Source organism: Streptomyces sp. NPDC002754 (assembly GCF_053592315.1).
In genome coordinates this window covers 1,292,848-1,315,938 of sequence record NZ_JBSFVM010000001.1, presented here as the reverse complement: position 1 = coordinate 1,315,938, position 23,091 = coordinate 1,292,848, and the positions used below count along the sequence as shown (strand labels likewise).

At 71.7% G+C, this 23,091-nt stretch carries 22 protein-coding genes; 13 read left to right on the top strand and 9 right to left on the bottom strand.

Annotated features, from left to right (window positions below):
- Positions 1 to 35: 35 nt before the first annotated feature.
- From ACWD2L_RS06520 to ACWD2L_RS06510, 3 genes are all read left to right on the top strand, one after another.
- On the top strand, positions 36 to 1,970 hold the full coding sequence (locus ACWD2L_RS06520) for a hypothetical protein (protein ID WP_351331513.1): 1,935 nt from the start codon (positions 36 to 38) through the stop codon (positions 1,968 to 1,970).
- A 92-nt stretch (positions 1,971 to 2,062) separates the two neighbouring features.
- On the top strand, positions 2,063 to 3,574 hold the full coding sequence (locus ACWD2L_RS06515) for an SDR family oxidoreductase (RefSeq protein ID WP_351331512.1): 1,512 nt from the start codon (positions 2,063 to 2,065) through the stop codon (positions 3,572 to 3,574).
- A gap of 77 nt (positions 3,575 to 3,651) precedes the next feature.
- A complete protein-coding gene (locus ACWD2L_RS06510; RefSeq protein ID WP_351331511.1) occupies positions 3,652 to 5,013 on the top strand; it encodes a cryptochrome/photolyase family protein in 1,362 nt (453 codons plus the stop codon).
- Here the strand turns inward: ACWD2L_RS06510 and ACWD2L_RS06505 are convergent.
- Positions 4,988 to 5,986 carry a MerR family transcriptional regulator gene (locus ACWD2L_RS06505; protein WP_351331510.1) on the bottom strand — a complete coding sequence of 333 codons (999 nt, stop codon included), beginning with the start codon at positions 5,984 to 5,986 and terminating at the stop codon, positions 4,988 to 4,990. The genes ACWD2L_RS06510 and ACWD2L_RS06505 overlap by 26 nt on opposite strands.
- 167 nt (positions 5,987 to 6,153) lie before the next feature.
- On the opposite strand from ACWD2L_RS06505, the gene ACWD2L_RS06500 reads away from it, so the two are divergent.
- Entirely contained in the window at positions 6,154 to 6,741 is a 588-nt protein-coding gene (locus ACWD2L_RS06500) for an RNA polymerase sigma factor (RefSeq protein ID WP_351331509.1), read from the top strand.
- Positions 6,742 to 6,909: 168 nt separating this feature from the next.
- Entirely contained in the window at positions 6,910 to 8,142 is a 1,233-nt protein-coding gene (locus ACWD2L_RS06495) for a GNAT family N-acetyltransferase (RefSeq protein WP_351331508.1), read from the top strand.
- A gap of 23 nt (positions 8,143 to 8,165) precedes the next feature.
- On the opposite strand, the gene ACWD2L_RS06490 is transcribed toward ACWD2L_RS06495, so the two are convergent.
- The 4 genes from ACWD2L_RS06490 to ACWD2L_RS06475 all read right to left on the bottom strand — a co-directional run bounded on the left by ACWD2L_RS06490 (position 8,166) and on the right by ACWD2L_RS06475 (position 9,985).
- Entirely contained in the window at positions 8,166 to 8,534 is a 369-nt protein-coding gene (locus ACWD2L_RS06490) for a peptidase inhibitor family I36 protein (RefSeq protein WP_351331507.1), read from the bottom strand.
- Between the two features lie 22 nt (positions 8,535 to 8,556).
- Positions 8,557 to 9,075 carry a hypothetical protein gene (locus ACWD2L_RS06485; protein ID WP_351331506.1) on the bottom strand — a complete coding sequence of 173 codons (519 nt, stop codon included), beginning with the start codon at positions 9,073 to 9,075 and terminating at the stop codon, positions 8,557 to 8,559.
- 7 nt (positions 9,076 to 9,082) lie between these two features.
- Positions 9,083 to 9,454, bottom strand: a complete 372-nt coding sequence (locus ACWD2L_RS06480) for a hypothetical protein (RefSeq protein ID WP_351331505.1) — start codon at positions 9,452 to 9,454, stop codon at positions 9,083 to 9,085.
- 96 nt (positions 9,455 to 9,550) lie between these two features.
- Complete coding sequence (locus tag ACWD2L_RS06475; RefSeq protein WP_351331504.1) at positions 9,551 to 9,985, bottom strand: hypothetical protein; 435 nt, start codon at positions 9,983 to 9,985, stop codon at positions 9,551 to 9,553.
- Positions 9,986 to 10,231: 246 nt separating this feature from the next.
- Between ACWD2L_RS06475 and ACWD2L_RS06470 the strand changes: the two genes are divergently transcribed.
- Together ACWD2L_RS06470 and ACWD2L_RS06465 are read left to right on the top strand one after the other, a co-directional pair.
- Positions 10,232 to 10,732: a mycothiol transferase gene (locus ACWD2L_RS06470; RefSeq protein WP_351331503.1), complete on the top strand. Its 501-nt coding sequence runs from the start codon at positions 10,232 to 10,234 to the stop codon at positions 10,730 to 10,732.
- A 169-nt stretch (positions 10,733 to 10,901) separates the two neighbouring features.
- The gene (locus ACWD2L_RS06465) at positions 10,902 to 12,599 is read left to right on the top strand and encodes a chitinase (protein WP_351331502.1); all 1,698 of its coding nucleotides are present in this window, start codon (positions 10,902 to 10,904) and stop codon (positions 12,597 to 12,599) included.
- Positions 12,600 to 12,659: 60 nt separating this feature from the next.
- On the opposite strand, the gene ACWD2L_RS06460 is transcribed toward ACWD2L_RS06465, so the two are convergent.
- Together ACWD2L_RS06460 and ACWD2L_RS06455 are read right to left on the bottom strand one after the other, a co-directional pair.
- Positions 12,660 to 13,100 carry an OsmC family protein gene (locus ACWD2L_RS06460; protein WP_351331501.1) on the bottom strand — a complete coding sequence of 147 codons (441 nt, stop codon included), beginning with the start codon at positions 13,098 to 13,100 and terminating at the stop codon, positions 12,660 to 12,662.
- A 321-nt stretch (positions 13,101 to 13,421) separates the two neighbouring features.
- Positions 13,422 to 13,916 (bottom strand): cupin domain-containing protein, encoded by a 495-nt coding sequence (locus ACWD2L_RS06455; RefSeq protein WP_351331500.1) that lies wholly within the window; start codon positions 13,914 to 13,916, stop codon positions 13,422 to 13,424.
- Between the two features lie 225 nt (positions 13,917 to 14,141).
- On the opposite strand from ACWD2L_RS06455, the gene ACWD2L_RS06450 reads away from it, so the two are divergent.
- From ACWD2L_RS06450 to pgm, 3 genes are all read left to right on the top strand, one after another.
- A complete protein-coding gene (locus ACWD2L_RS06450) occupies positions 14,142 to 15,176 on the top strand; it encodes an aldo/keto reductase (protein WP_351331499.1) in 1,035 nt (344 codons plus the stop codon).
- Positions 15,177 to 15,239: 63 nt separating this feature from the next.
- On the top strand, positions 15,240 to 15,977 hold the full coding sequence (locus ACWD2L_RS06445; RefSeq protein WP_351331498.1) for a Clp protease N-terminal domain-containing protein: 738 nt from the start codon (positions 15,240 to 15,242) through the stop codon (positions 15,975 to 15,977).
- An 87-nt stretch (positions 15,978 to 16,064) separates the two neighbouring features.
- Entirely contained in the window at positions 16,065 to 17,690 is a 1,626-nt protein-coding gene (gene pgm, locus ACWD2L_RS06440; RefSeq protein WP_351331497.1) for a phosphoglucomutase (alpha-D-glucose-1,6-bisphosphate-dependent), read from the top strand.
- Between the two features lie 9 nt (positions 17,691 to 17,699).
- Here pgm and ACWD2L_RS06435 read toward each other — a convergent pair whose 3' ends face one another.
- Positions 17,700 to 18,389 carry a phosphonatase-like hydrolase gene (locus ACWD2L_RS06435; protein ID WP_351331496.1) on the bottom strand — a complete coding sequence of 230 codons (690 nt, stop codon included), beginning with the start codon at positions 18,387 to 18,389 and terminating at the stop codon, positions 17,700 to 17,702.
- Positions 18,386 to 19,174: a GntR family transcriptional regulator gene (locus tag ACWD2L_RS06430; RefSeq protein WP_351331495.1), complete on the bottom strand. Its 789-nt coding sequence runs from the start codon at positions 19,172 to 19,174 to the stop codon at positions 18,386 to 18,388. The genes ACWD2L_RS06435 and ACWD2L_RS06430 overlap by 4 nt, the downstream gene beginning before the upstream one ends.
- A gap of 127 nt (positions 19,175 to 19,301) precedes the next feature.
- On the opposite strand from ACWD2L_RS06430, the gene ACWD2L_RS06425 reads away from it, so the two are divergent.
- The 3 genes from ACWD2L_RS06425 to ACWD2L_RS06415 all read left to right on the top strand — a co-directional run bounded on the left by ACWD2L_RS06425 (position 19,302) and on the right by ACWD2L_RS06415 (position 23,074).
- Positions 19,302 to 20,453 (top strand): TIGR03364 family FAD-dependent oxidoreductase, encoded by a 1,152-nt coding sequence (locus tag ACWD2L_RS06425; RefSeq protein WP_351331494.1) that lies wholly within the window; start codon positions 19,302 to 19,304, stop codon positions 20,451 to 20,453.
- 260 nt (positions 20,454 to 20,713) lie between these two features.
- A complete protein-coding gene (gene asnB, locus ACWD2L_RS06420) occupies positions 20,714 to 22,552 on the top strand; it encodes an asparagine synthase (glutamine-hydrolyzing) (RefSeq protein ID WP_351331493.1) in 1,839 nt (612 codons plus the stop codon).
- 135 nt (positions 22,553 to 22,687) lie between these two features.
- A complete protein-coding gene (locus ACWD2L_RS06415; RefSeq protein WP_351331492.1) occupies positions 22,688 to 23,074 on the top strand; it encodes a VOC family protein in 387 nt (128 codons plus the stop codon).
- Positions 23,075 to 23,091 lie beyond the last annotated feature (17 nt).

Here is a 23,091-nt window from a genome sequence, read left to right as displayed (position 1 = left end):
GCCGTGACCCTTCGGACTTCCGGGAGAGGCCTGCCATGCCCCAGCTTCGCCGCGACACCATTGTCCCCCGCGCACGGATAGCCGCGGACCATGCGGAGACGGCCCTGCTCGAGGAGTACACCGGTCTCGTACGGCTGGCCTATCTCACGCTCCCCGCCGCGTTCACCCGCCACCGCCGGGTGCTGCTGGCCCACACCGTCGTCCAGCGCGCGCTGCCGGGACTCCGCGCCCCCGACGACGGCACCGATTCCGCCACCGACGCGCTGCGCGTACGGATTCTGCGGGCTGCCCTGGCCGTCGGACACCGCCCGGCCGGCTGGCCCACCGCGTTGCCGCCGCCCCGTGCGCTGCTCCCCCGGCTCCCCGTGGTCTGGGGGCTTCGCCTGTTTCCCCGGGCCGGTGGCGCCCAGGAGGTCGCGCTGGTCGGTGCCCTCGCGGGCGCGTCGCCTCCCGCGCGCGCCGCGTTCGTGCTCCGGCACATCGACTCCATGGACGCGGGCCGGGCAACGGCGCTGCTGACCGCGGCCGGAGTGGCGGAGGCCGGAGCGGCCGTACGGGAGTCCCTCGAACTCGACGCAGAGGCCGGGACCGCGGCCACGGCGCTGCTGCGCTCCCAGGAGTTCGACGCCTGCTCGGTGCAGACACGCCCAACGGACCTGCTGCGGCGCGCGCGGCGGATCCGTGCCGCTCTCGCGGTGGGGGCCGTGGCCGTCGTCACCGCGGCCGCCCTGCTCGCCCCCGACTCCGCCCCGCGCCAGGAGGCGACGGGTGGAGGCGCCCCGGGCCGCCCGGCGTCCGTCGCCGCTGACCTCACCCGGGCCGGGCGGGACGCCTGGGCCGACACCTCGCGGGTCGACTTCACGGCCTGGCCCGCGCGCGGCGACCGGACCGACGACACCGCCCTGCTGGACCGGGCGCTCGGCGCGTGGGCCGATCCCTCCGGCGCCGTACGCGTCAGCAGGACCCCGGACACGCCTGCCGACCCGGCGCCGCGTGCCCCGCAACTGCTGTTCGCGGGCGACGTCGACGGCCGCACCGTGGTGCTCCTCAACGACGGCGATCGGCTGGCCCGCTACACCGCACGGGACGGCGACGACCGCGCCGGCCTCGCGCTGGCCCGGGTCGACGACGCCGACGTGACCTCGGCGGCGGCCGTCGTCCTCAGCCGCGGCGATGGCTCCGCCCGCTATCTCACGGCGCCGTGGATCACCGAGGCGGCCACCCGCGATCTCCTGCGGCCCGACATCGCGGGACGGCCGCTGGACGTGTCGGACGACGGGGTGACCGATCCCGTGCCCGTCGCTCCCGCGGACGGCTGCGCGCGCCGCCCCGTGCTTCAACTGCGGTCCTCGCCCCGCATCGTGGAGAACCACTCGTTCCTGCTCGCCGACCTCGGCGGGATGTCGCCGGTGCACCTCACGTACACCCCGCCACCCGGGCACGGCACGCCTCCGCCCCGGCAGCCGCGCGAGGCCACCGGCAGCCAGGCGCTGGTCGCGTGGGCGCGTACCGCCTGCCGGCTCCAGCCGTGGCAGGGCGGCGCCGTGCGCGCCGTGAACGCGTGGGACTACGCCGAGCAGCAGTTGCCGAAGGACGCGGGCCGCGCGGTGTGGTCCTGCGTACGGGCCTCCACCTGGCGCGGTCCGGGCGATGTCGCCGTCCTGCTGCGCACACCCGGCGCGGCCGCCGAACCGGCGCAGCTGGTCGGCCGGGCCCGGGCCACGGCGGCCTGCAGCCGGTTCGGCCAGCACGTGGTCGCCGAAACCCGGTGGCGGTCTCCGGGCGGCGGCTGGTACCTGCTGGCGGCGGGCAGCCGCGCCGTCACCCGGATAGAGGCGAGCGGTGCGGCGACCGCGTCCCAAAAGGGCCGCACCCTGGCCGTCCGCGCGCCCGAGCACGGCACGGTGCGGGTGGCGGCCCGTCTCGACACCGGGGAGCGACTGAAGGAGGTGGCACCCGGGCAGTCCTGACCGTTCGGCCCTGCTGCATCCACCTGCGCTGTTGATGCGGAAGTCGGTGAGGGGGCGGACGGTGGTGGACAGGGGGCGAGCGAAGGAGACGCATGGACGCGGAACGTGCCGGGAGCCGGTGCCTGGTCACCGGGGCGAGCGGCTACATCGGCGGCCGCCTGGTGCCGGAACTGCTCGCATCGGGGCATCACGTGCGCTGCCTGGCCCGCTCCCCCGGCAAGCTCCGGGACCACCCGTGGGCCGGCGACGTCGAGGTGGTGCGGGGCGACCTCACGGACCGCGAGTCGCTCGGCGCCGCACTGCGCGGCATCGATGTGGCGTACTACCTGGTGCACGCGCTCGGCACCGGCAAGGACTTCGAGCGCACGGACCGCGAGATGGCGACGGCCTTCGCCGAGGAGGCCCGCCGGGCGGGTGTGCGGCGGATCGTCTATCTGGGCGGCCTGACGCCCGCGGGCGTGCCCGAGCGGGAGCTGTCGCCGCATCTGCGCTCGCGGGCGGAGGTCGGGCACATCCTGCTGGCCTCCGGTGTGCCGACGACGGTGCTGCGCGCGGCCGTGATCATCGGTTCGGGCTCCGCGTCGTTCGAGATGCTGCGCTATCTGACCGAACGGCTGCCGGTGATGGTGACGCCGAGCTGGGTGCACACCCGGATCCAGCCGATCGCGGTCCGCGACGTGCTGCGCTGCCTCGTGGACAGCGCGGCGATGCCGTCCGAGGTGTCCCGTTCCTTCGACGTCGGCGGGCCCGACGTGCTGACCTACCGCGACATGATGCTCCGGTACGCGGCGGTGGCACGGCTGCCTCGACGCGTCGTGGTCGGGGTGCCGATGCTCAGCCCCGGCCTGTCGAGTCACTGGGTCGGCCTGGTGACGCCCGTGCCCGCCTCCATCGCCCGCCCGCTCACCGAGTCCCTGCGCCACGAAGTGGTCTGCCACGAAAGCGACATCGAGGAGTGGGTGGCGTATCCGCCGGGTTCCCCGGTCGGGTTCGACGAGGCGGTGCGCCTCGCGCTGCGCCGCATCCAGGAGGCGCAGGTGGCCACCCGCTGGTCGTCCGCCGCACTGCCGGGCGCGCCCAGCGATCCGCTGCCCACGGACCCGGACTGGGCGGGCGGCAGCCTCTACACGGACGAGCGGGAGCGGCTCGTCGACGCCTCGCCGCAGCGGCTGTGGGACGTGGTCGAGGGCATCGGCGGGGAGCACGGCTGGTACTCGTTCCCCTTGGCGTGGGCGGTGCGCGGGTGGCTCGACCGGATGGCGGGCGGCGTGGGGCTGCGGCGCGGTCGGCGGGACGCGGCGCGGCTGCGGGTCGGCGACTCGCTGGACTTCTGGCGGGTGGAGGAGATCGAGCCGGGCCGACTGTTGCGGCTGCGCGCCGAGATGCGGTTGCCGGGCCTGGCCTGGCTGGAGTTGTCGGTGGAGGCGGCGGACGGCGGGCGCACCCGGTACCGGCAGCGGGCGCTGTTCCATCCGCACGGTCTCGCGGGGCAGGCGTACTGGTGGAGCGTGGCGCCGTTCCACTCCGTGGTGTTCGGCGGGATGGCGCGCAAGATCGCTGCCACGGCCGAACACGGCACCGTCGGCGGCGCCCCGTGCGAGTGATCGTGCATCCATGTGGGCGGTCGGCCGGGAAGGCCTGACGTAGCCCGCTTGCCTCCCTCCCCACCAGGAGCCATTCCGTGCGTGTCCACGTCGTCCTGTTCACCTCCGATCTCCGCGTGCACGATCACCCGCCGCTGCGGGCGGCGTTGACCGCCGCGGACGCCGTGGTGCCGCTGTTCGTCCGGGACACGGGGGTCTCCGGGTTCCTCGCCCCGAACCGTGAGGCGTTCCTCGCCGACTGTCTGCGGGACCTGGACGCGGGGCTGCGGGAGCGGGGCGGGCGGCTCGTGGTGCGTTCGGGCGCCGTGGTCGACGAGGTGGCGAAGGTGGTGACCGAGACGGACGCGTGCGCCGTGCACGTGGCGGGCGGCGTCTCCGCGTACGCGCACCGCAGGGAGGACCGGCTGCGGGACACGCTGCACCGCCTGGGCTGCGATCTGGTGGCGCACGACGGGGTCGTCACCTGCGTCCCGCCCGGCGCCGTCACCCCGGACGCCCGGGACCACTTCGCGGTGTTCACGCCGTACCACCGGCACTGGGCCAGGCACGGGCTGCGGGCGGTCGTGCGGGCGCCGCGTGCCGTCCGGGTGCCCGACGGCGTGGGCGGCGAGGTACTGCCCGAGCGGGGCGGTGTGGCGGGAACGTCGCCCGGTCTTGCCGAGGGCGGTGAGCGGGCGGGCCGGGCGCTTCTGACCTCCTGGCTGCGCTCGGGGATCGCCGCGTACGAGGACCGGCACGACGACCTGGCGGGCGACGCCACGTCGCGGCTGTCCCCGCATCTGCACTTCGGCACGGTCGGTCCCGTCGAGGCCGCGCACCGGGCGAACGCGGCGGGCGGTCCGGGCGCGGAGGCGTTCGTACGCCAGCTGGCCTGGCGGGACTTCCACCACCAGGTGCTCGCGGCGCGGCCCGAGGCCGCGCACGTCGACTACCGCACGCAGCAGGACCGTTGGCGCAGGGCGCCTCGGGAGGTCGAGGCGTGGCAGGAGGGGCGTACGGGATACCCGGTGGTGGATGCCGCGATGCGGCAGCTGCGGCACGAGGGCTGGATGCACAACCGTGGCCGGCTGCTCACCGCGTCGTTCCTCGTCAAGACGCTGTACGTGGACTGGCGGGTGGGCGCGCGCCACTTCCTGAGCCTGTTGGTGGACGGCGACGTCGCGAACAACCAGTTGAACTGGCAGTGGATGGCGGGCACCGGCACCGACAGCCGCCCGAACCGGGTGCTCAACCCGGTGACGCAGGCCAAGCGGTACGACCCGGACGGCGGCTACGTACGGCGCTGGGTACCGGAGTTGGCGGACGTCGAGGGCTCCGCGGTGCACACGCCGTGGAAGGCGGCCGGCCTCGACCGGGCCGCCCTCGGCGACTATCCGGACCCGATCGTCGACCTGCCGGACGGCCTCGCCCGGTTCAAGCGGGCCCGGGGGCTCGACTGACCTCCGGGTAGTGGCGCCCGATCTGGTCGAGGGCCTGCGGCAGCGTCGCCGGGTACAGCGCGCCGCGCACGCCCCGGCCCGCCCAGCCGGGCCCTGCCAGCATCACGGCAGGTTTGCCGCGGGCGCCGCGCACGCCCCAGCGGGTCTCGGCGAGGTGCCGGGCCAGCGGCAGGCTCGCGGTGGAGCGGGCCTGCGCCCACAGCACGACGACGCGCGGCCCGGTCCTGCGCACCGCGGCCGACACCGCCTCCACGGGCACGGCGGCGCCGAACATCCGCTGCGGTACGCCCAGTTGACTCAGTCCTGCACTGAGCGCCTCCAGGGCGAGCACGTGCTGCTCGGCGGGGACGCAGGCGAGGACCAGCGGCGGCAGCGCCAGAGTGGACTCCACCGGATCCGCGGCGCGGTGCAGGGTGCGCGAGACGTGCCAGGACAGCAGGTGCTCGACCTCGACGTACTTGTCGCCCGCCTCCTCCCACTTGCGGCCCACCGCGTGCAATACCGGCGCCATCACGTCCTGCCAGGCGGTGACCAGGCCGTGCTGCGCCACCGCCTCGGTCAGCAGGTTCTGCACGGTCGGCGCGTCCATGCGGGTCGCTGCGCGGGAGATGCCCCGGCACTGGCGCTCCAGCGTGGCCGGTGCGGCGGGCGCCGCCGGTGCGGGGCGCTGGAGCGGCAGCCCGGCGGGCTCCGTCGCCAGCCGTTTGCCCGCGAGGAGCGCGGCCTCGGCGGGCGGCAGGCCCGTCGTCGTCAGTCGGCACATCTCCTCGACGACCGCGATGTCCTCGTCGGTCCAGCGCCTGTGCCGTCCCGCCGAGCGCCGCGCCGGCCCGAGCCCGTAGCGGCGGTCCCAACTGCGCAGGGTCGTCGGGGAGACCCCGAGTCGCCGGGCGAGTGCGCCGGTGGTGACGCCCGCTTCCGATGGTGCCGCCTGTGCTCGTGCCGCGTCGCGTACCTGCCGCCCCTCGTCCATCGGCTCACGATACGACGCACAACCGATGCGGGTTGTCGTGCGGCGGGAGTCGTTTCCAGGATGACCGGGCCGTGACCCGGAGAGCGCTGCGCGCGTCAGGTCCCGGCCATTGCCGGTCGGGTTCAGGATCGTTTCGAGGAGTTGACAGCGCGTTGAGGATCCCAGGGTTGCCGGCAGGGGTCTCCGACCCGCGCGAGGTGCCGGAGGCCGCCCTGGCGGACGGCCTCGCCTCGGGTGACGCCGCCTGCCTCGCCGAGGTGTACCGGAGGTGGGCGCCGCTGGTGCGGGGCTTGGCACAGCGGGCACTCGGCGACCGCTGCGAGGCGGAGGACGTGATGCAGCAGGTGTTCCTCTCGGCCTGGCGCGGGCGGTCCGGCTACCGGCCCGAACTGGGCCCGCCGTCCGCCTGGTTGACCGGCATCGCGCGGCACCGGGTCGCGGACGCGCTCGCCGCCCGGAGCCGTCGCACGGTGCTGTTCGAGGCGTCGGTGCGGCGGCACGCGCTCTCGGTCCGCAGCGAACCCGCGAGCGACACCGACATGGACGCGGTCGTCGAACGGCTGGTGCTGTCCCAGGAGTTGGCACGTCTGCCGAGCACGCAGCGCACGGTGCTGCGGCTCACGTTCTACGAGGACCTGACGCAACCCCAGATCGCCGCGCGCACCGGCTGGCCGCTGGGCACGGTCAAGAGTCATGCTCGGCGTGGCATGCGGCGCCTCGGCGACCGGCTGCGCGGCCGGGACGATCGCGGGTGAGATTCATCGGTCCCGGATGCATCCGTACGGCACCTGCCGACCGAAGGACAGGTGTGCGGCGCGCCGACTCGGTCGCACGGGGCGGCCCGGACCCCGCTGCCCGTCCACCTCAACGGAGTCGGCGCCGCTGAGGTGGGTCCGGGCGGGGCGCCACTACAGTCGATGATCATGATCACTGGTTCCGTCCGCCTCCGCGACGTACCCGAGTCCGACATCGATCGGGCCCTGGCGCTCGCCCATCTCGTCTTCCACGAGTCACCCGACGACGAACGCCGCAAGCAACAGCGGGAGATGCTGGCCGGCTGCCTGCGGATCGGCGCGTACGACGGCGAAGAGCTGGTCGGCTTCGCGGCGGCGCATCGCTTCACCGTCTCCGTGCCGGGCGGTGGCGACCTTCCCTGCCCCGGCCTGTCGTACGTGTCGGTGGCGCCCACGCACCGTAGGCGTGGCGTGCTGTCGGCGATGATCGGCGAGCTGTTCGCGCGCTGCGTCGAGGAGGGCGCGCCGCTGGTCGCGCTGTGGGCGTCGGAGGCGTCGATCTACGGCCGGTTCGGTTTCGGACCCGGCACGTACGGGGCGACCGTGGAGATCGACTCACGGCGCCCGCTCGCGCTGCGCATCGCGCCCGACGAGCGTCCGCTGCGCCTGCTGGACGCCGAGTCGGTGCCCGCCCTGCTCGCGCCGTACTTCGAGACGACGCGCGAGCAGCGTGCGGGTCGGCACGCGCGCACGGACGCGTGGTGGTACGAGCAGTGGCTGGCCCCCAAGGACGAGGAGGGCGAGAATCTGTCGCCGCCGCGCGTGGTGGCCCTCGGGGACCCGCTCGCCGGTTACGCGATCTACCGCACCAAGTCCGGCGACCGGTCCCGGGGCGTGCCGGGCCTGGTGAGCGTCGAGGAACTGGAGGCCGACACCGCGGGGTGCGCGGCGGCGCTGTGGCGGTATCTCGCGGACATCGACCTGACGGGCACGGTGCGCGCGCACGGCAGGCCCCTCGACGATCCCCTGTTGCTGTTCGCGGCCGACCGCGACCAGGTGGGCGTCACAGGCGTCGAACCTGCCCTGTGGGTACGCCTGGTGGACGTGCGCGCGGCGCTCGCGGCCCGCGCCTGGGCGGCGCCCGTGGATCTGGTGCTCGAGGTGCGAGACGCCCGACTGCCCGCGAACGCGGGGACGTTCCGGCTGATCGCCTCGCCGGACGGCTTCTCGTACGCGCCCACGGACGACGCGCCCGACCTGACCGTGGAGGCCAGCGAGCTGGCGACCGCGTACATGGCGGCAACGCCGGTGGCGGCGCTGGCGCGCGCGGGTCTGGTGACGGAGCACACGCAAAGCGCGGCGTCGATGCTCGACGCCGCGCTGCGCACGGAGCTAGTGCCGCACACCGGCGACACGTTCTGAACTCACCTCATGGTGAAGGGAGTTCAGCACTCCATCTTCCATGTGTGGGAGTCGCCGCTGTCGTTGGCCCAGCCGTTGGAGGGGATCTCCTGGCCGGGCGCGAGACAGACGGTGCCGAAGCCGACGAGGCCTGGATTCTCGTAGACCTGGACGTGGTCCTTGATGCCTGGTCCCGAGATTCCGTGGTTGGCCCAGGACGAGTCCTCGTCCTGGATGCCGTCCTCCCAGTCGTGGTCGTCGCCGGACCAGTTCCAGCGCATTCCGGTGTAGTTGGCGTCGGTCCAGGCGCAGAACTCGCCGCTGGGGCACTGGGCCGCGAAGGCGGTGGCGGGGAGCGCGGCGCCGCCGAGGGCGAGGACCGCGGCGGCGACGAGGGCGATCGGGTGCTTCATGTGGTCTGTTCTCCTTGCTGGGTCAGTGAGTTGAGGCGTGCAGCACGCGGGTGGACGCTTCGAGTGCGCGGGTCCGCAGGCGCTGCCAGTCGGCGAGTTCGGCGCGGTGTCGTGCGCGCACGGAGGCGAGGCCGAGGTCACGGTGAGCGGCCTCGGGCCCCAGGTTGTTGACGACGGTCGACACCTCGAACCAGCGTTCCTGGTCGCCGTAGAGGGTGCGTTGGGCGGCGGCCAGGCAGCCGTCGGTGTGGGCGCGTACGGGGATGCCGTTCGCGAGGGTCAAGGAGAGTTCGGCGGGCGGGCGACCGAAGAGAGCTGCGGCGACGCGCTGTTCCTCCGCCCGGTTCGCCGGGCGGCGTCCCGGCCGGGGCGGTGTGAGGCCCTGGCGGGTGAGGCAGCGGTCGGTGAGGGTCTGGGCCGCGGCCCTGATGGTGTCGTCGGGTGTGCGGGCGGTCCGGTCGGTGTGCTCCGTGGTGCAGCCCGTGAGCGGGAGCAGCAGGGCGCAGGCCAGGACGGTGAGGGCGCGCCTTCGGCGGTTCATGGCGCGGTCAGCCCTGCTCGCACCCCATGGTGGTGTCGGAGACACCGTCGAGCTTTCCGGCCCACTCCCAGTTCTCGGAGTAGTCGTCGCGCCTGATCTCCCGGTAGACGCAGCCGGTCGCGGTGTAGCTGATGGCGTAGACGGTCCCGGCGACGCGGGAGTCGAAGGAGGCGGCGTGGCGCGCCGTCCCGTTCTCCGCGTCGGCGTAGCCGGGCGGTCCGTAGCACCAGGCCTGACCGTGCATGCCGATGTCGGTCCAGAAGCAGACCTGGCCGGGCGGGACGGCGCCGGGTGCGGCGGAGGAGGCGGGTGCGAGGGCGGTCGTGGCGCCGCCGAGGAGGGGGAGGGTGAGGGCGAGCAGCACGGATCTGTGCTTCATGAAGGGCTTCATTTCGGTGACCCCGGAGTGATCGTTCCTACTGAGCGTGATCACACTGCCCCGGAGTCGGCGCGATCAAGCGCCGTGTCACTCTTGTCAGTGACTATTGGTAACTGTCACTCGACACCGTGGGCCGCGGCGGCGCGGCTGGGTGCGGGCCATGCGGACGGCGTCGACGGACTCGGCGAGGAGTTCGTACTCGGTGGTGTCGTCGCGGGTCGCGATCCGGACGAGATGCCCCGAGGCCAACTCCTCCGCGGCGCTCTCCTGCCGGCCCGGGTCGGCGCACCAGGCCCGCAGCTGTTCCGGCACGTCGGGTGCGTCCTCGGCCATGGGCGTCAGCGCACCCTCGGGTAAGTGGTCGAGGCCGGGGCGGGGGTCGAGGCGCTCGGCCATCCACATGGCCCGGTCGCGCAGCCACCAAAGGGCCAGTGCGAGCGTGGGGGCGCGATATGTGCCGAGCGGAACACCCACGCGCCGGCCACCGCAGATTCCGTACGCGGTGACGTGGCACAGGAATTCGTCGTGCACGGTCTCCCCCATTGCCTGGCGTCCGACTGCATTGACTGTTGTGCCAAACGATCAGTGATCCACCGCAACGGCGAGAATTACCCCGGGAATGTGGCCCGCGGGACGCCGCCTACGAACAACGTTCAACCGTTCCTTCGTCAAGTATCGGCACCTGGAGGGCGGAGTCACCATGGCTTTCACGCCAGTCTCCGGGCATATTCACGGCACCCGTTGGCCGAAATCCCCCGCGTCGGAGACACTGCACGCATGCGCTCACATGACGTACTCGTGGACGGTTACCACCGTATTCAGGAAGAGGTGCACGCGGCCGTCGAGGGACTTTCCGTCGACGCGCTGCACGAGCGCCCGGAAGACACGGCGAATTCCATTGCCTGGCTGATCTGGCATCTCACCCGCGTTCAGGACGACCATGTCGCCGATGCCGCGGGAGTCGAGCAGGTGTGGCTCGCGGGCGGCTGGGCGGAGCGGTTCGATCTGCCGCTCGCCGAGTCGGACACCGGGTTTGGGCACACACCGAAGCAGGTCGGCCAGGTGCGGGTCGCCTCGGGCGAGCTCCTCGTGGGCTATTACGACGCGGTGCACGAGCAGACACTCCGGTTCCTCGGCGACCTGAAGGACGCCGATCTCGACCGTGTCGTCGACGAGGGCTGGGATCCGCCGGTGACGCTGGGGGTCCGGCTCATCAGCGTGCTCGCGGACGACCTGCAGCACGTGGGGCAGGCCGCCTACCTGCGCGGACTGAGCTGAACCCACCGTCCTTCCCCTCTCGTCAGCGGCGCCGGACCTCCTGTCCGGCGCCGTTCTCGTGCGCGCCGGAGGTCTTGACAACTCCATTGGTCTGAACCAACTTTGGCGCACACAGCGGTGGCCACCGTTCACATCCGCAGCATGTCCCCCTCTTCCCAGGAGGCTCACCGTGGACCGTGCACGCCATCGCAGACGCAGACCCGGCCTCGCACTCGCCGTCGTGGCGGCCGCGTCGCTCGGCGTCACCGCGCTCGCCGCACCCGCACAGGCCGCTGACGTCAACGTCGCCAAGAACGCCGGCTTCGAGTCGGACCTGAGCAACTGGACGTGCACGGCGGGCAGCGGTTCCGTCGTGACCTCGCCCGTGCACGGCGGCACGAAGGCCCTCAAGGGCGCGCCGTCGGGCCAGGACAACGCCAAGTGCAGCCAGACCGTCGCGGTGAAGCCCAACTCGACGTACCAGCTGAGCAGTTGGGTGCAGGGTGGCTACGCCTATCTCGGCGCGAGCGGCACCGGTACCACCGATGTGTCCACGTGGACACCTGGCAGCTCGTCCTGGCAGCAGCTCACCACGAGTTTCAAGACCGGCGCGAACACGAGCTCCGTGACGGTCTACACGCACGGCTGGTACGGGCAGAGCGCGTATTACGTCGACGATCTGAGCGTCCTCGGTCCCGACGGGGGCGGCGGCACGGACCCGGTCGTGATCCCGGCCGCACCGACCGGGCTCGCGGCGGGCGCGACCACTTCGTCCTCGGTCGGCCTCTCCTGGACCCCCGTCTCGAACGCCACCGGCTACAACGTGTACCGGGACGGCACGAAGGTCGCCGCCGTCCCGGGTGCCTCGACGTCCGTCACCGGGCTCGCGGCCGACACCTCGTACAGCTTCCAGGTCACCGCGACGAACGTGGCCGGCGAGTCCGGGAAGTCCGCGGCGGTGACCGCGCGGACCGCTACGTCCGGCGGCAACCCCGGCGGCGGAACCGTCCCCAAGCACGCACTGACCGGGTACTGGCAGAACTTCGACAACGGCGCGACCGTCCAGAAGCTGCGTGACGTGCCGGCGCAGTACGACATCATCGCGGTGTCCTTCGCCGACGCCACCAGCACGCCCGGCCAGATCACCTTCAACCTGGACCCGGCCGTCGGTTACGCGAACGCCGGGGACTTCAAGTCCGACATCGCCGCCAAGCAGGCGGCGGGCAAGTCCGTGATCCTGTCGGTCGGCGGCGAGAAGGGCACCATCTCGGTGAACAGCGACGCCTCGGCGACGGCGTTCGCGGACAGCGCGTACGCGCTGATGCGGGAGTACGGCTTCGACGGCGTCGACATCGACCTGGAGAACGGCCTCAACTCGACGTACATGTCGAAGGCGCTGCACCAGCTGTCGGCGAAGGCGGGGGGCAAGCTGGTCCTGACGATGGCGCCGCAGACCATCGACATGCAGTCGACGTCCGGCGAATACTTCAAGACGGCGCTGAACGTGAAGGACATCCTCACGGTCGTCAACATGCAGTACTACAACAGCGGTTCGATGCTGGGCTGCGACGGCAAGGTGTACAGCCAGGGCACCGTCGACTTCCTCACCGCGCTCGCCTGCATCCAGCTGGAGGGCGGCCTCGACGCCTCGCAGGTCGGACTCGGCGTACCGGCGTCGACGCGCGGCGCGGGCAGCGGCTACGTGGCCCCGTCGGTCGTGAACAACGCGCTCGACTGTCTGGCGCGCGGCACCGGCTGCGGCACGTTCAAGCCCGCGAAGACCTATCCGGGGCTGCGCGGGGCGATGACCTGGTCCACGAACTGGGACGCCACGGCGGGCAACGCCTGGTCGAATGCGGTCGGACCGAAGGTGCACGCGCTGCCGTAGGGCGGCAGGGGGCCGGTGGCGCGCCGCCACCGGCCCGTCCGACTCGACCCGGTCGCCCGGTCAGCCGCCCATGAAGAGCATCGTGCCGTCGGGGCCCAACGCCTCGACGCGCGCGCCGTGTTCGACGGTGCGGCTGACCGTGCAGTACTTCTCGTGGGTCAGCCGGATGCCGCGTTCGAGCGCCTCGGCGGCGTCCGTGTCGCCTTCCGGCAGCTCGATCTCGTACGAGACACGGACGGATCCGACGCGCCCGTCGTCCTCCGGCCGTGACACGGACTCGACGGTGATCCGCAGCTCGTCGTGCGGAACTGTGCGGGCCGTGCGGTCGACGACGAGGCCGCCGCAGCCGCCGAGCGCGGCGAGGAGGAGTTCGACCGGGGTGAAGGACGGCTGTGCTTCCTCGCTGTCGGCGGGGGCGATGCGGACCTCGGCGCCCCGGTCGTTGCGCGCGGTCCAGTCGCGGTCGCCGTTGCGGACGGTCTCAATGCGGTAGTCGGCCATGCCGGAACCGTAGCCAGCGGCGGGCGCCGTGCCACGCAACGCCTGCGGCGGGTCGGGGAGTCCGCGTGCCCCACGCCCACGGACTCCCCGGTGGTGCTCCCTCCCCTGGCGGCCGCTGCCCGAGTGTGCGGCCGCCGTGCCCCGGAGTCTGCCGAAGGCGGCCCCGGACTTCATCCCGCACCCCCGAATTTCGGGTAACTTCCCGTGTTGAATCACTGGCGTGAAGTTACGGGGTGCGGCGCCACATCCCGTACTCAGGGCGGTACTTGAACGCCGGAACGCGCCGTCTGGCGTGATCCCTGCGACTCAAGTACGGCCGGATCACTGTGCCCCTCGCTCTCCCTCCAGGCGCTCCCCGCATCGGGCGCAGTACCGCGCACCGGCGTCGTCGGCCGCCTGCCCGCAGGACGCGCACACCCGGGGCAGCAGGCAGGGTGCCTCGCCGCCCTCGGTCGTGACCTGCGGTTCGGCGCGGCGGATGGTCATGCCGGGCCGCCTGCGGTGTGCCGTGAGGTAGACGAGCCCGTCCGCACCGGCGCTGACCGCGCGCCGCTCGCCGCGCGGTACGAACACGAGCGTGCCGGGCGCCACTTCCTCGTCCACGCCCGCACGGTGCAGCGTGCCGTGGCCCTCCACGACGACGAGGAGCACGTCGAGTTCTGCCTCCACATACGCGTCGCCGCCCCCGCCCGGCCGCAGGCGGACGACGTTGGCGTCGAGCTGGCGGGCCGCGCCGTCGAGCCGCCAGAGGGCGCCGGTGGCCTCCGGGGCGGCGGCACTCAGGACGTCGGCGAGGGTGACGTGGGCTGCGGGCATCGGTCTGGTTCCCCTGACGTGGCGCGGCGGATCGTGACTGTTCGATTCTCTCTCACCACAACTCTCTCCGTTCAAGCTCCACACGGAGCCGTAGCCCAACCAGCCTATCGGCACCACAGTTCCATTATTGAACGACTTCCTGCTACGGTTGCGTCACTTCCTAACGGGACCACAATCCCTTTAGGGGTGAACTCATCGACGCGAGCGACCATCAAGGGGATCGACATGGAGTACCGACAGCTGGGGACGTCCGGCCTGAAGGTTCCGGCGTTGGGTTTCGGGGCCGGAACCTTCGGCGGGCGTGGCCCCCTGTTCTCGGCGTGGGGGACGAACGGGATCGACGAGGCGCGACGGATGGTCGATCTCAGCCTGGAGGCCGGAGTCACCCTGTTCGACACCGCCGACGTATACTCGGACGGGGCCTCCGAGGAAGTGCTCGGCGCCGCGCTCAAGGGCCGGCGCGACCAGGCGCTCATCTCGACCAAGGCGGCACTGCCGACCGGCGAGGGACCGTACGACGCCGGGGTTTCGCGCTCTCGCCTGATCGCGTCCGTCGACGCCGCGTTGCGGCGCCTCGACACCGATTACATCGACCTGTTCCAGCTGCACGCGTACGACGCGAGCACGCCGGTCGAGGAGGTACTCGCCACGCTCGAGGACCTGGTGCGCGCCGGAAAGATCCGCCACACCGGCGTCTCCAACTACGCGGGCTGGCAGCTGATGAAGGGGCTCTCCGAGGCCGAGAGGCACGGGCGGCCGCGGTTCGCCGCACACCAGGTGTACTACTCGCTCGTCGGCCGGGACTACGAGTGGGAGTTGATGCCGCTCGCCAAGGAGGAGGGCGTCGGCGCCGTGGTGTGGAGCCCGCTCGGCTGGGGGCGGCTCACCGGGAAGATCCGGCGCGGGCAGCCGTTGCCCGCCGACAGCAGGCTGCACGAGACCGCGCAGTTCGGGCCACCCATCGAGGACGAGCACCTGTACCGGGTGATGGACGCACTGGACGAGGTCGCCGAGGAGACCGGGAAGGCCGTCCCGCAGATCGCCATCAACTGGCTGCTGCGCCGGCCCACCGTGTCCACGGTGCTGATCGGGGCCCGCAACGAGGAGCAACTGACGCAGAACCTGGGCGCCATCGGCTGGGAGCTCACCCCCGAGCAGGTGGCGAAGCTGGACGCGGCGAGCGAGACGAAGGCGCCGTATCCCTACTACCCGTACCGGACCCAGGACGGCTTCCGGCAGTTGAATCCGCCGGTGGTGTGAACCGCACCAGAAGGGTGTCAACGTTGGGTTGACACCTCAAGACTGTCAACCTACGGTTGCGTCATGACTGAATCCGGCACGCCCTCCATCCGCCTCGACGACCTGATCGACGCCATCAAGAAGTCGAACGCCGACGCACTCGACCAGCTCCAGAACGCCGTCATCGCGGCGGACCACCTCGGCGACATCGCCGACCATCTGATCGGCCACTTCGTCGACCAGGCCCGCCGCTCCGGCGCCTCCTGGACGGACATCGGCAAGAGCATGGGAGTCACCCGCCAGGCCGCGCAGAAGCGCTTCGTGGCCAAGGGCTCCGAGTCCGACCTGGACCCCAGTCAGGGCTTCAGCCGCTACACCGAACGCGCCCGCAACGTGGTCGTCTCCGCGCAGAACGAGGCCCGCGCCGCGAGCAACGCCACCATCACCCCCGCCCACCTGGTGCTCGGCCTGTTGCACGAGCCGGAGGGCCTCGCCGCCCGGGCGATGCTCGCGCAGGACGTGCTTCTGGACACGGTGCGGCAGGCCGCCACGGCCGAACTGCCCGCGAAGTCCGACGACATGCCGGCCCTGGTGCCGTTCGACGCCGACGCCAAGAAGGCCCTGGAGCTGACGTTCCGTGAGGCGCTGCGCCTGGGCCACAACTACATCGGCACCGAGCACATCCTGCTCGCGCTCCTGGAGCACGAGAACGGCTCGGGGCTGCTCACCGGCCTCGGGATCGAGAAGGACCAGGCGGAGTCGCAGGTCCTCGCCGTCCTCTCGGAGATCGTCAAGAACCAGCAGGAGTCCGGGGAGGACTGAGCACAGCCCGGGACCCGAAGGCCCGGAACCCGTCTCCCGCCTGTGCCGCCCACTTTTCTTCATAGGCGCAGGTGGGAGACTGCTCCCATGACTGCTGAGCGCTCAGGAACCCCCGCCCTGCCGGGCGATCTCGTCGACGTCGACGAACTGATCGACGCGTACTACACACGCGAGCCGGACGTCACGCGCCCCGAGCAACGCGTCGTCTTCGGCACGAGTGGCCATCGCGGCTCGAGCCTCGACGGGGCCTTCAACGAGAAGCACATCGCCGCGATCACCCAGGCGATCGTCGAGCACCGCGCGGCCGAGGGCATCACGGGCCCCCTCTTCATCGGCCCGGACACGCACGCCCTGTCGCAGCCCGCCCTGAAGACCGCCCTCGGTGTTCTCGCGGCGCACGGCGTGCGGGTGTTGGCCGACGCGCACGAGGACTTCGTGCCGACGCCCGCGCTCAGCCACGCGATCCTGCGCTGGAACCGCGAGGGGACGGACGAGCGCGCCGACGGCATCGTGATCACACCGAGCCACAATCCGCCCCGCGACGGCGGCTTCAAGTACAACCCTCCGCACGGCGGCCCCGCTGACTCCGCCACCACCTCGTGGATCGCCGATCGCGCCAACGAGCTGCTGGAGGACGCCAGTTGGGCGCCGCGCACGGTCGAAGAGGCGGCCTGGGAGCCGTACGACTTCCGTGAGCGCTACGTCGAGGACCTCAAGGACATCATCGACATCGACGCCATCCGCGCCTCGGGTGTGCGGGTCGGCGCCGATCCGCTGGGTGGCGCGAGTGTGCACTACTGGGCACGGATCGCCGAGATGTACGGGCTCGACCTGACCGTGGTGAACCCGGAGACCGACCCGACGTGGCGTTTCATGACGCTCGACTGGGACGGCAAGATCCGGATGGACCCGTCGTCGGCGCCCGCGATGGCCTCGGTGCTCGCGCGGCGCCACGATTTCGACCTGCTGACCGGCAACGACGCGGACGCCGACCGGCACGGCATCGTCACCCCGGACGCGGGCCTGATGAACCCGAACCACTATCTGGCCGTCGCCATCCACTACTTGTTCGGCCACAGGCCCCAGTGGCCGGCGTCCGCGGCGATCGGCAAGACGCTCGTGTCGTCCGCCGTCATCGACCGGATCGCCGCCACCCTCGGCCGCGAACTCGTCGAAGTGCCCGTCGGGTTCAAGTGGTTCGTGCCGGGCCTGGTCGACGGCTCGGTGGCGTTCGGCGGCGAGGAGAGCGCCGGGGCGAGCTTCGTCCGCAAGGACGGGAGCGTGTGGACCACCGACAAGGACGGCATCCTGCTCGCCCTGCTGGCCGCCGAGATCACCGCCGTCACCGGGAAGACGCCGTCCGCGTACTACGCCGAACTCGCCGCCGAGCACGGCGCGTCGGGCGCCGCCTACGCGCGCGTGGACGCCAAGGCGACGAAGGAGCAGAAGGCCCGCCTCGCGAAGCTGACCGGCGACGCGATCACCGCCGACACCCTCGCGGGCGAGCCGATCACGGCCCGCCTTTCCGAGGCACCGGGCAACGGCGCGGCCATCGGCGGCCTCAAGGTGACCACCGAGAACGCGTGGTTCGCGGCCCGGCCCAGTGGCACGGAGGACGTCTACAAGATCTACGCCGAGTCGTTCCACGGCGCCGAGCACCTCGCTCAGGTGCAGAGCGAGGCGCAGGCGATCGTGGACGCGGCGCTCAGCTGACGGACGGGCTCAGCCGTCGGCCCGGGTTTCGGCGATTCCCGGGAGGTCGGCGACGCCGTCCAACACGTAGGTGTGCGGGTGGGCTTCGAGCTGCTCGCGGGTGAGCTGTCCCGTGAGCACGCCGACCACGACGCTCGCGCCCGCGTTGAACCCGGCCTCCAGGTCCACGACCGTGTCACCGGCCACGAGGACCTTCCGTACGTCGACGGTCCCGGTCTTCTCCATGGCGCGCTGGATCATGTACGGGGCGGGTCGGCCGCGGGGCACCTCGTCGGAGGTGACGACCGCGTCGAGGTTGCCGCCCTCGCCGGTGGACCAGCCGAGCGAGTCGAGCAGGGGCAGCGCCACGTCCGCGCTGAAGCCGGTGGTGAGGGCGATCTTGATGCCGCGGGTGCGCAGCGCTTCAAGTGCCTTGTCCGCGTTGGCGATCGGCTCCGGCGGCTGCTTCGCGTAGCTCTCGCGCAGGGTGGCGCGGAACACCTCGTACTGTCGCTCGACGAGCTCCGCGTCGGGGGCGCCGCCGCCGATGCGGACGAGCGCGGCGATGGCCTCGCGCTTGTCGGTGCCCATCCAGGTCTGCAGGTCGACCGGGTCGACGCGGACGCCGGTGGACTCGACGGCGTGCCGCAGCGCGTCGTATACGGCCCCGTGCTCGTCGATGGTGGTACCTGCCATGTCGAAGACGGCGAGTTCGATCACTGGGCTTCCTCACGTGTGGTGCTGGTGTCTGCGGTGCCGCCGCGGGCGGCGACGGTGCGTCCGTCCATGGTGTTCTCGATGGTGAACGTGGCCATGGACGGCAGATAACGATCATCCGCGTACTCGACGGGCCTGCCGTCGCCGGTGTACGTCAACCTCCGTACGCGGAGCAGGGGTTGGCCGGGTGCGACGCCGAGGAGTTCGGCGTCCTCGGGGTCCGCCGCGACGGCGTCGATGGTGTGCCGCGCGCGGTGCAGGTCGACGCCGCACGAGGTGAGCGCGTCGTAGACCGAACCCTCGTCCGGGTCGAACGCGAACAGGTGCAGGCCGACGTCGAGGACGAACGTGGACCGCTCGACCATCGCGGGCACCCCGTCGAGACGGCGCAGCCGGACGAGGTCGATGCCCGGCGCGCCCTCGTCGAGGCCCAGGCGCGCGGCAGCCTCGGGGGTCGCGCGGCGCCGGGCCACCTCCACGGTGTGCTGGCCGGGGGTCCGCCCGATCGACTCGGCCCACTGCGTGAACGACATCAGCGAGGCGAACGGCTGCGAGGGCGTGACCCTGCGGGCGACGGGCGATTTGCCGCGCCCGCCGGCCAGATGACCGTCGGCCCGCAGTTGCGCGAGCGCCTGGCGCACGGGGCCGCGCGAGGTCCCGAACTCCTCGCACAGCTGCGCCTCGCTCGGCACGGGCGTCCCTTCGGGCCACTCCCCCGACTCGATGCGTCGCCGGAACTCGGCGCCGAGCCGCTGGTGCAGCGGCCCGTTCTCACCACTTGTCTTCACAAGTCGAGTTTCTCAGCCCGAGGACGGGCTGAGCAAGAGCGATCTCGGCGCACAGCTGGTAAACAACGGGGAAACTTGTATAGACAACCCTTGCGGGTGGCGTCGGCCGGTCCGCAGGCTTGGTGTCATGAACAACGCATCAGCACCCTCCATCGCCCTCCCCTCCGGCCGCAGCGACCTCGTCGTGGTCGGCGCCGGCATCGTCGGCCTCGCCCACGCCTTCGAGGCGGTGCGCCGGGGGCTCAGCGTCACGGTGGTCGAGCGGGACCGGCGGCCGGTGGGCGCGTCCGTGCGCAATTTCGGCCACTGCTGTGTCACGGCGCAGCGCGGCGAACTCCTCGACCTCGCGCTGCGCTCGCGCTCCGGCTGGCTGGACGCCGCCAAGTCGGCCGGGCTGTGGGCGCCGGAGGCGGGCGCCCTGGTGGTGGCCCGGTCGGCGACCGAGCTTGCGGTCCTGGAGGAGCTGCGGGACGAGCGGGGCGCGGACGCGGTGCGGCTGCGCACGCGCGAGGAGGTGGGCGAGGCGCTCGGCCGCGCCGCCGAGGGGCGCGAGGACCTGGTCGGCGGCGCGCTGCTGCCCGCGGACCTCCGGGTCGACCCGCGCGAGGCGGCGCCGCGACTCGCGGACTGGCTGGCCGAGCAGCCCGCCGTGACGGTCTCCTGGGGCACGAATGTGGTCGGCGTCGAGTCCGGCACGGTGCACACCAGCCGCGGCCCCGTGCACGGGGACCGGATCCTGCTCTGCGTGGGCCACGACCTGGACCGGCTGTATCCGGCCGAGGCGGAGGCGCACGGCATCGAGCGGTGCCGCCTGTCCATGGCCAGGGTCGCGGCGCCCGACGCCTTCCGTACGGACTCGGCCGTGCTGACCGCGACGTCGATGCTGCGCTACGACGGCTTCACCGCGATGCCATCGGCCAACCGGCTTCGGGACGAAGTCACGGCGCACAGCCCGGAGTTGCTGAACGTGGTCGCCAACGTGATGTTCACGCGGCTGCCCGACGGTACGGTCCTGGTCGGCGACTCGCACGCGTACGACGCGACGGAGATCCCGTTCCAGGACGAGGCGACGACGGAGCTGCTGCTGCGCGAGGCCTCCCGCGTCCTGGGCGTCCCCTCGGTACGGGTCACCGAACGGTGGCAGGGTGTGTACGCCAGCAGCCCCCGCGGGCCGCTACTCATCCGCGAGGTGGCGCCGGGCGTGCGGGCCATCTCGGTGACGTCGGGGATCGGCATGACGCTGTCGTTCGGGCTCGCGGCGGCGACGTTCGAGGATTGATCAAGTCTTTGCCGTTGGCCGGATCGTTCTGGTCGCCCAAGGCAACTTTATTCACGAGGCCCACGCCGCAAGGGGTTTGCGAAGGGGATCATTCCGCTTTTCGGCCGGACCGGGGCTTGAATCGCTCGGTTCGGCATTTCCCTTGCGTTACGGGCGCATTGACCGACCCCGCCGCCATGACACACGCTCGACACATAGATGCCGTGTACAACTTGTCGCCCCGGTTGGCCACGGCCGTACGGCGAGCAGGAGGAAGCGTTATGTGTGGCATCACCGGCTGGGTTTCCTTCGACCGTGACCTGCGGGCCTCGGCCGAGACAGTGGATGCGATGACCCAGACCATGGAGTGCCGCGGTCCCGACGACCGCGGCACCTGGATCGAGGGTCCCGCGGCCCTCGGTCACCGCAGGCTCGCCATCATCGACCTGCCGGGTGGCCGGCAGCCCATGACCGTCGAGACACCGACCGGGAACGTCGCCCTGGTGTACTCGGGCGAGACGTACAACTACACCGAGCTCCGTGCCGAACTGGCGGCCCTCGGCCACGAGTTCCGCACGGACTCCGACACCGAGGTGGTGCTGCACGGCTACCTCGAGTGGGGCGAGGACCTGCCCGAGCGTCTCAACGGCATGTACGCGTTCGCCATCTGGGACGGCCGCACCGACAAGCTCGTCATGATCCGCGACCGGATGGGCATCAAGCCCTTCTACTTCTACGAGACCCCGGACGGCGTGCTGTTCGGCTCCGAGCCCAAGGCGATCCTCGCCAATCCACTCGCCGCGCGCCGTGTCACCCTCGACGGTCTGCGCGAGTTGTTCACGTTCGTGAAGACTCCGGGGCACGCCGTGTGGGACGGCATGCACGAGGTCGAGCCGGGCACCGTCGTCACCGTCGACCACTCCGGGCTGCGGCAGCACGCGTACTGGACGCTGGAGACGAAGCCGCACACCGACGACCAGGAAACGACCATCGCCCACGTGCGTGAGCTGCTCGACGACATCGTGCGCCGCCAGCTCGTCTCGGACGTGCCGCGCTGCACGCTCCTGTCGGGCGGCCTCGACTCCTCCGCGATGACGGCGATCGCCGCGAAGCAGCTGGCCGGCCAGGAGACCGTGCGCAGCTTCGCGGTCGACTTCCTCGGCCAGGCCGAGAACTTCGTCGCCGACGAGCTGCGCGGCACGCCCGACACCCCCTACGTGCACGACGTGGCGCAGGCGTCGGGGACCGACCACGAGGACATCGTGCTCGACTCGAACGCGCTGGCCGACCCCGAGGTGCGCGCCCGCGTCATCCGGGCACGCGACGTTCCGGCCGGTTTCGGCGACATGGACGCCTCCCTGTACCTGCTGTTCAAGGCGATCCGCGAGCACTCGACGGTGGCCCTGTCCGGCGAGTCGGCGGACGAGGTCTTCGGCGGCTACCTCCAGTTCTTCGACGAGGAGGCCCGCAACACGGAGGCGTTCCCGTGGCTGGTGAGCATGGGCAAGCACATCGGTGACGACTCGGACGTGATCAGGCCGGAGCTCACCAAGCGGCTCGACCTGGAGGGGTACACGGCCGACAGCTACGCCGAAGCGGTGCGCGACATCCAGCGCCTGGAGGGCGAGAGCGACTTCGAGTACAAGATGCGCCGCATCTGCTACCTGCACCTGACCCGCTTCGTGCGGGTCCTGCTCGACCGCAAGGACCGGGCGAGCATGGCGGTGGGCCTCGAGGTGCGGGTCCCGTTCTGCGACCACCGGCTCGTCGAGTACGTCTACAACACACCGTGGGCGCTGAAGTCGTTCGACGGCCGGGAGAAGTCGCTGCTGCGCGAGGCGACGGCGGACGTGCTGCCGACGTCGGTGTACGACCGGGTCAAGAGCCCCTACCCGTCGACGCAGGATCCGAAGTACGCGCTCGCGCTGCAGGAGCACGCCAAGGATCTGCTCGCGAAGCCCTCGCACCGGGTCTTCGAGATCGTCGACAGGGACCGGCTCAGCGTCGCCGCCCACCGCGAGACGCCGCAGATCACGCAGGCCTCACGGCGTGGCCTGGAGCGCACGCTGGACCTGGCGCTCTGGCTCGACATGTACGACCCGGAACTGGTCCTGGACTGACGCCGGAACCGTAGCCGGAAACCCACTGGCCCCGAGCGCGGCACCGTGTCTAAGATCCCCGGCAGCATCGCGTGCCGGTCACCGACCGGGTGAGGCATGGAGGTGCCGGAGTTGCCTTCTGGAGGGCAATCCACCATGGCAGTTCAGCTCAATCACACCATCGTCCACTCCCGGGACAAGCGGGAGTCCGCCGAGTTCCTCGCGGGCATCCTGGGGCTCGAAGTGGGCGACGAATGGGGCCCGTTCATCCCGCTCGACCTCAGCAACGGCGTGACCCTGGACTTCGCGACGGCTCCCGCCGGGTCCATCGTCCCGCAGCACTACGCCTTCCTCGTCACCGAGGAGGAGTTCGACGGGATCTTCCGGCGCATCAAGGAGGCGGGGCTCACCTACTACGCCGATCCGCACGGAAGGCTGCCGGGCGAGATCAACCACAACGACGGAGGCCGTGGCGTGTACTTCATGGACCCCGCCGGACACGGTATGGAAGCGATCACCCGCCCCTACGGGAGCGGTGCGTAGCACCGGGAATCGGGTGG

Coding starts and splice junctions, on each gene's coding strand:
- ACWD2L_RS06445 (WP_351331498.1), top strand. CDS start 15,240: ATGACTGAATCCGGCACGCCCTCCATCCGCCTCGACGACCTGATCGAC.
- ACWD2L_RS06485 (WP_351331506.1), bottom strand. CDS start 9,075: ATGAACCGCCGAAGGCGCGCCCTCACCGTCCTGGCCTGCGCCCTGCTG.
- ACWD2L_RS06490 (WP_351331507.1), bottom strand. CDS start 8,534: ATGAAGCACCCGATCGCCCTCGTCGCCGCCGCGGTCCTCGCCCTCGGC.
- ACWD2L_RS06495 (WP_351331508.1), top strand. CDS start 6,910: ATGATCACTGGTTCCGTCCGCCTCCGCGACGTACCCGAGTCCGACATC.
- ACWD2L_RS06450 (WP_351331499.1), top strand. CDS start 14,142: ATGGAGTACCGACAGCTGGGGACGTCCGGCCTGAAGGTTCCGGCGTTG.
- ACWD2L_RS06470 (WP_351331503.1), top strand. CDS start 10,232: ATGCGCTCACATGACGTACTCGTGGACGGTTACCACCGTATTCAGGAA.
- ACWD2L_RS06480 (WP_351331505.1), bottom strand. CDS start 9,454: ATGAAGCACAGATCCGTGCTGCTCGCCCTCACCCTCCCCCTCCTCGGC.
- ACWD2L_RS06425 (WP_351331494.1), top strand. CDS start 19,302: ATGAACAACGCATCAGCACCCTCCATCGCCCTCCCCTCCGGCCGCAGC.
- ACWD2L_RS06515 (WP_351331512.1), top strand. CDS start 2,063: ATGGACGCGGAACGTGCCGGGAGCCGGTGCCTGGTCACCGGGGCGAGC.
- ACWD2L_RS06520 (WP_351331513.1), top strand. CDS start 36: ATGCCCCAGCTTCGCCGCGACACCATTGTCCCCCGCGCACGGATAGCC.
- ACWD2L_RS06460 (WP_351331501.1), bottom strand. CDS start 13,100: ATGGCCGACTACCGCATTGAGACCGTCCGCAACGGCGACCGCGACTGG.
- ACWD2L_RS06455 (WP_351331500.1), bottom strand. CDS start 13,916: ATGCCCGCAGCCCACGTCACCCTCGCCGACGTCCTGAGTGCCGCCGCC.
- asnB (WP_351331493.1), top strand. CDS start 20,714: ATGTGTGGCATCACCGGCTGGGTTTCCTTCGACCGTGACCTGCGGGCC.
- pgm (WP_351331497.1), top strand. CDS start 16,065: ATGACTGCTGAGCGCTCAGGAACCCCCGCCCTGCCGGGCGATCTCGTC.
- ACWD2L_RS06505 (WP_351331510.1), bottom strand. CDS start 5,986: ATGGACGAGGGGCGGCAGGTACGCGACGCGGCACGAGCACAGGCGGCA.
- ACWD2L_RS06415 (WP_351331492.1), top strand. CDS start 22,688: ATGGCAGTTCAGCTCAATCACACCATCGTCCACTCCCGGGACAAGCGG.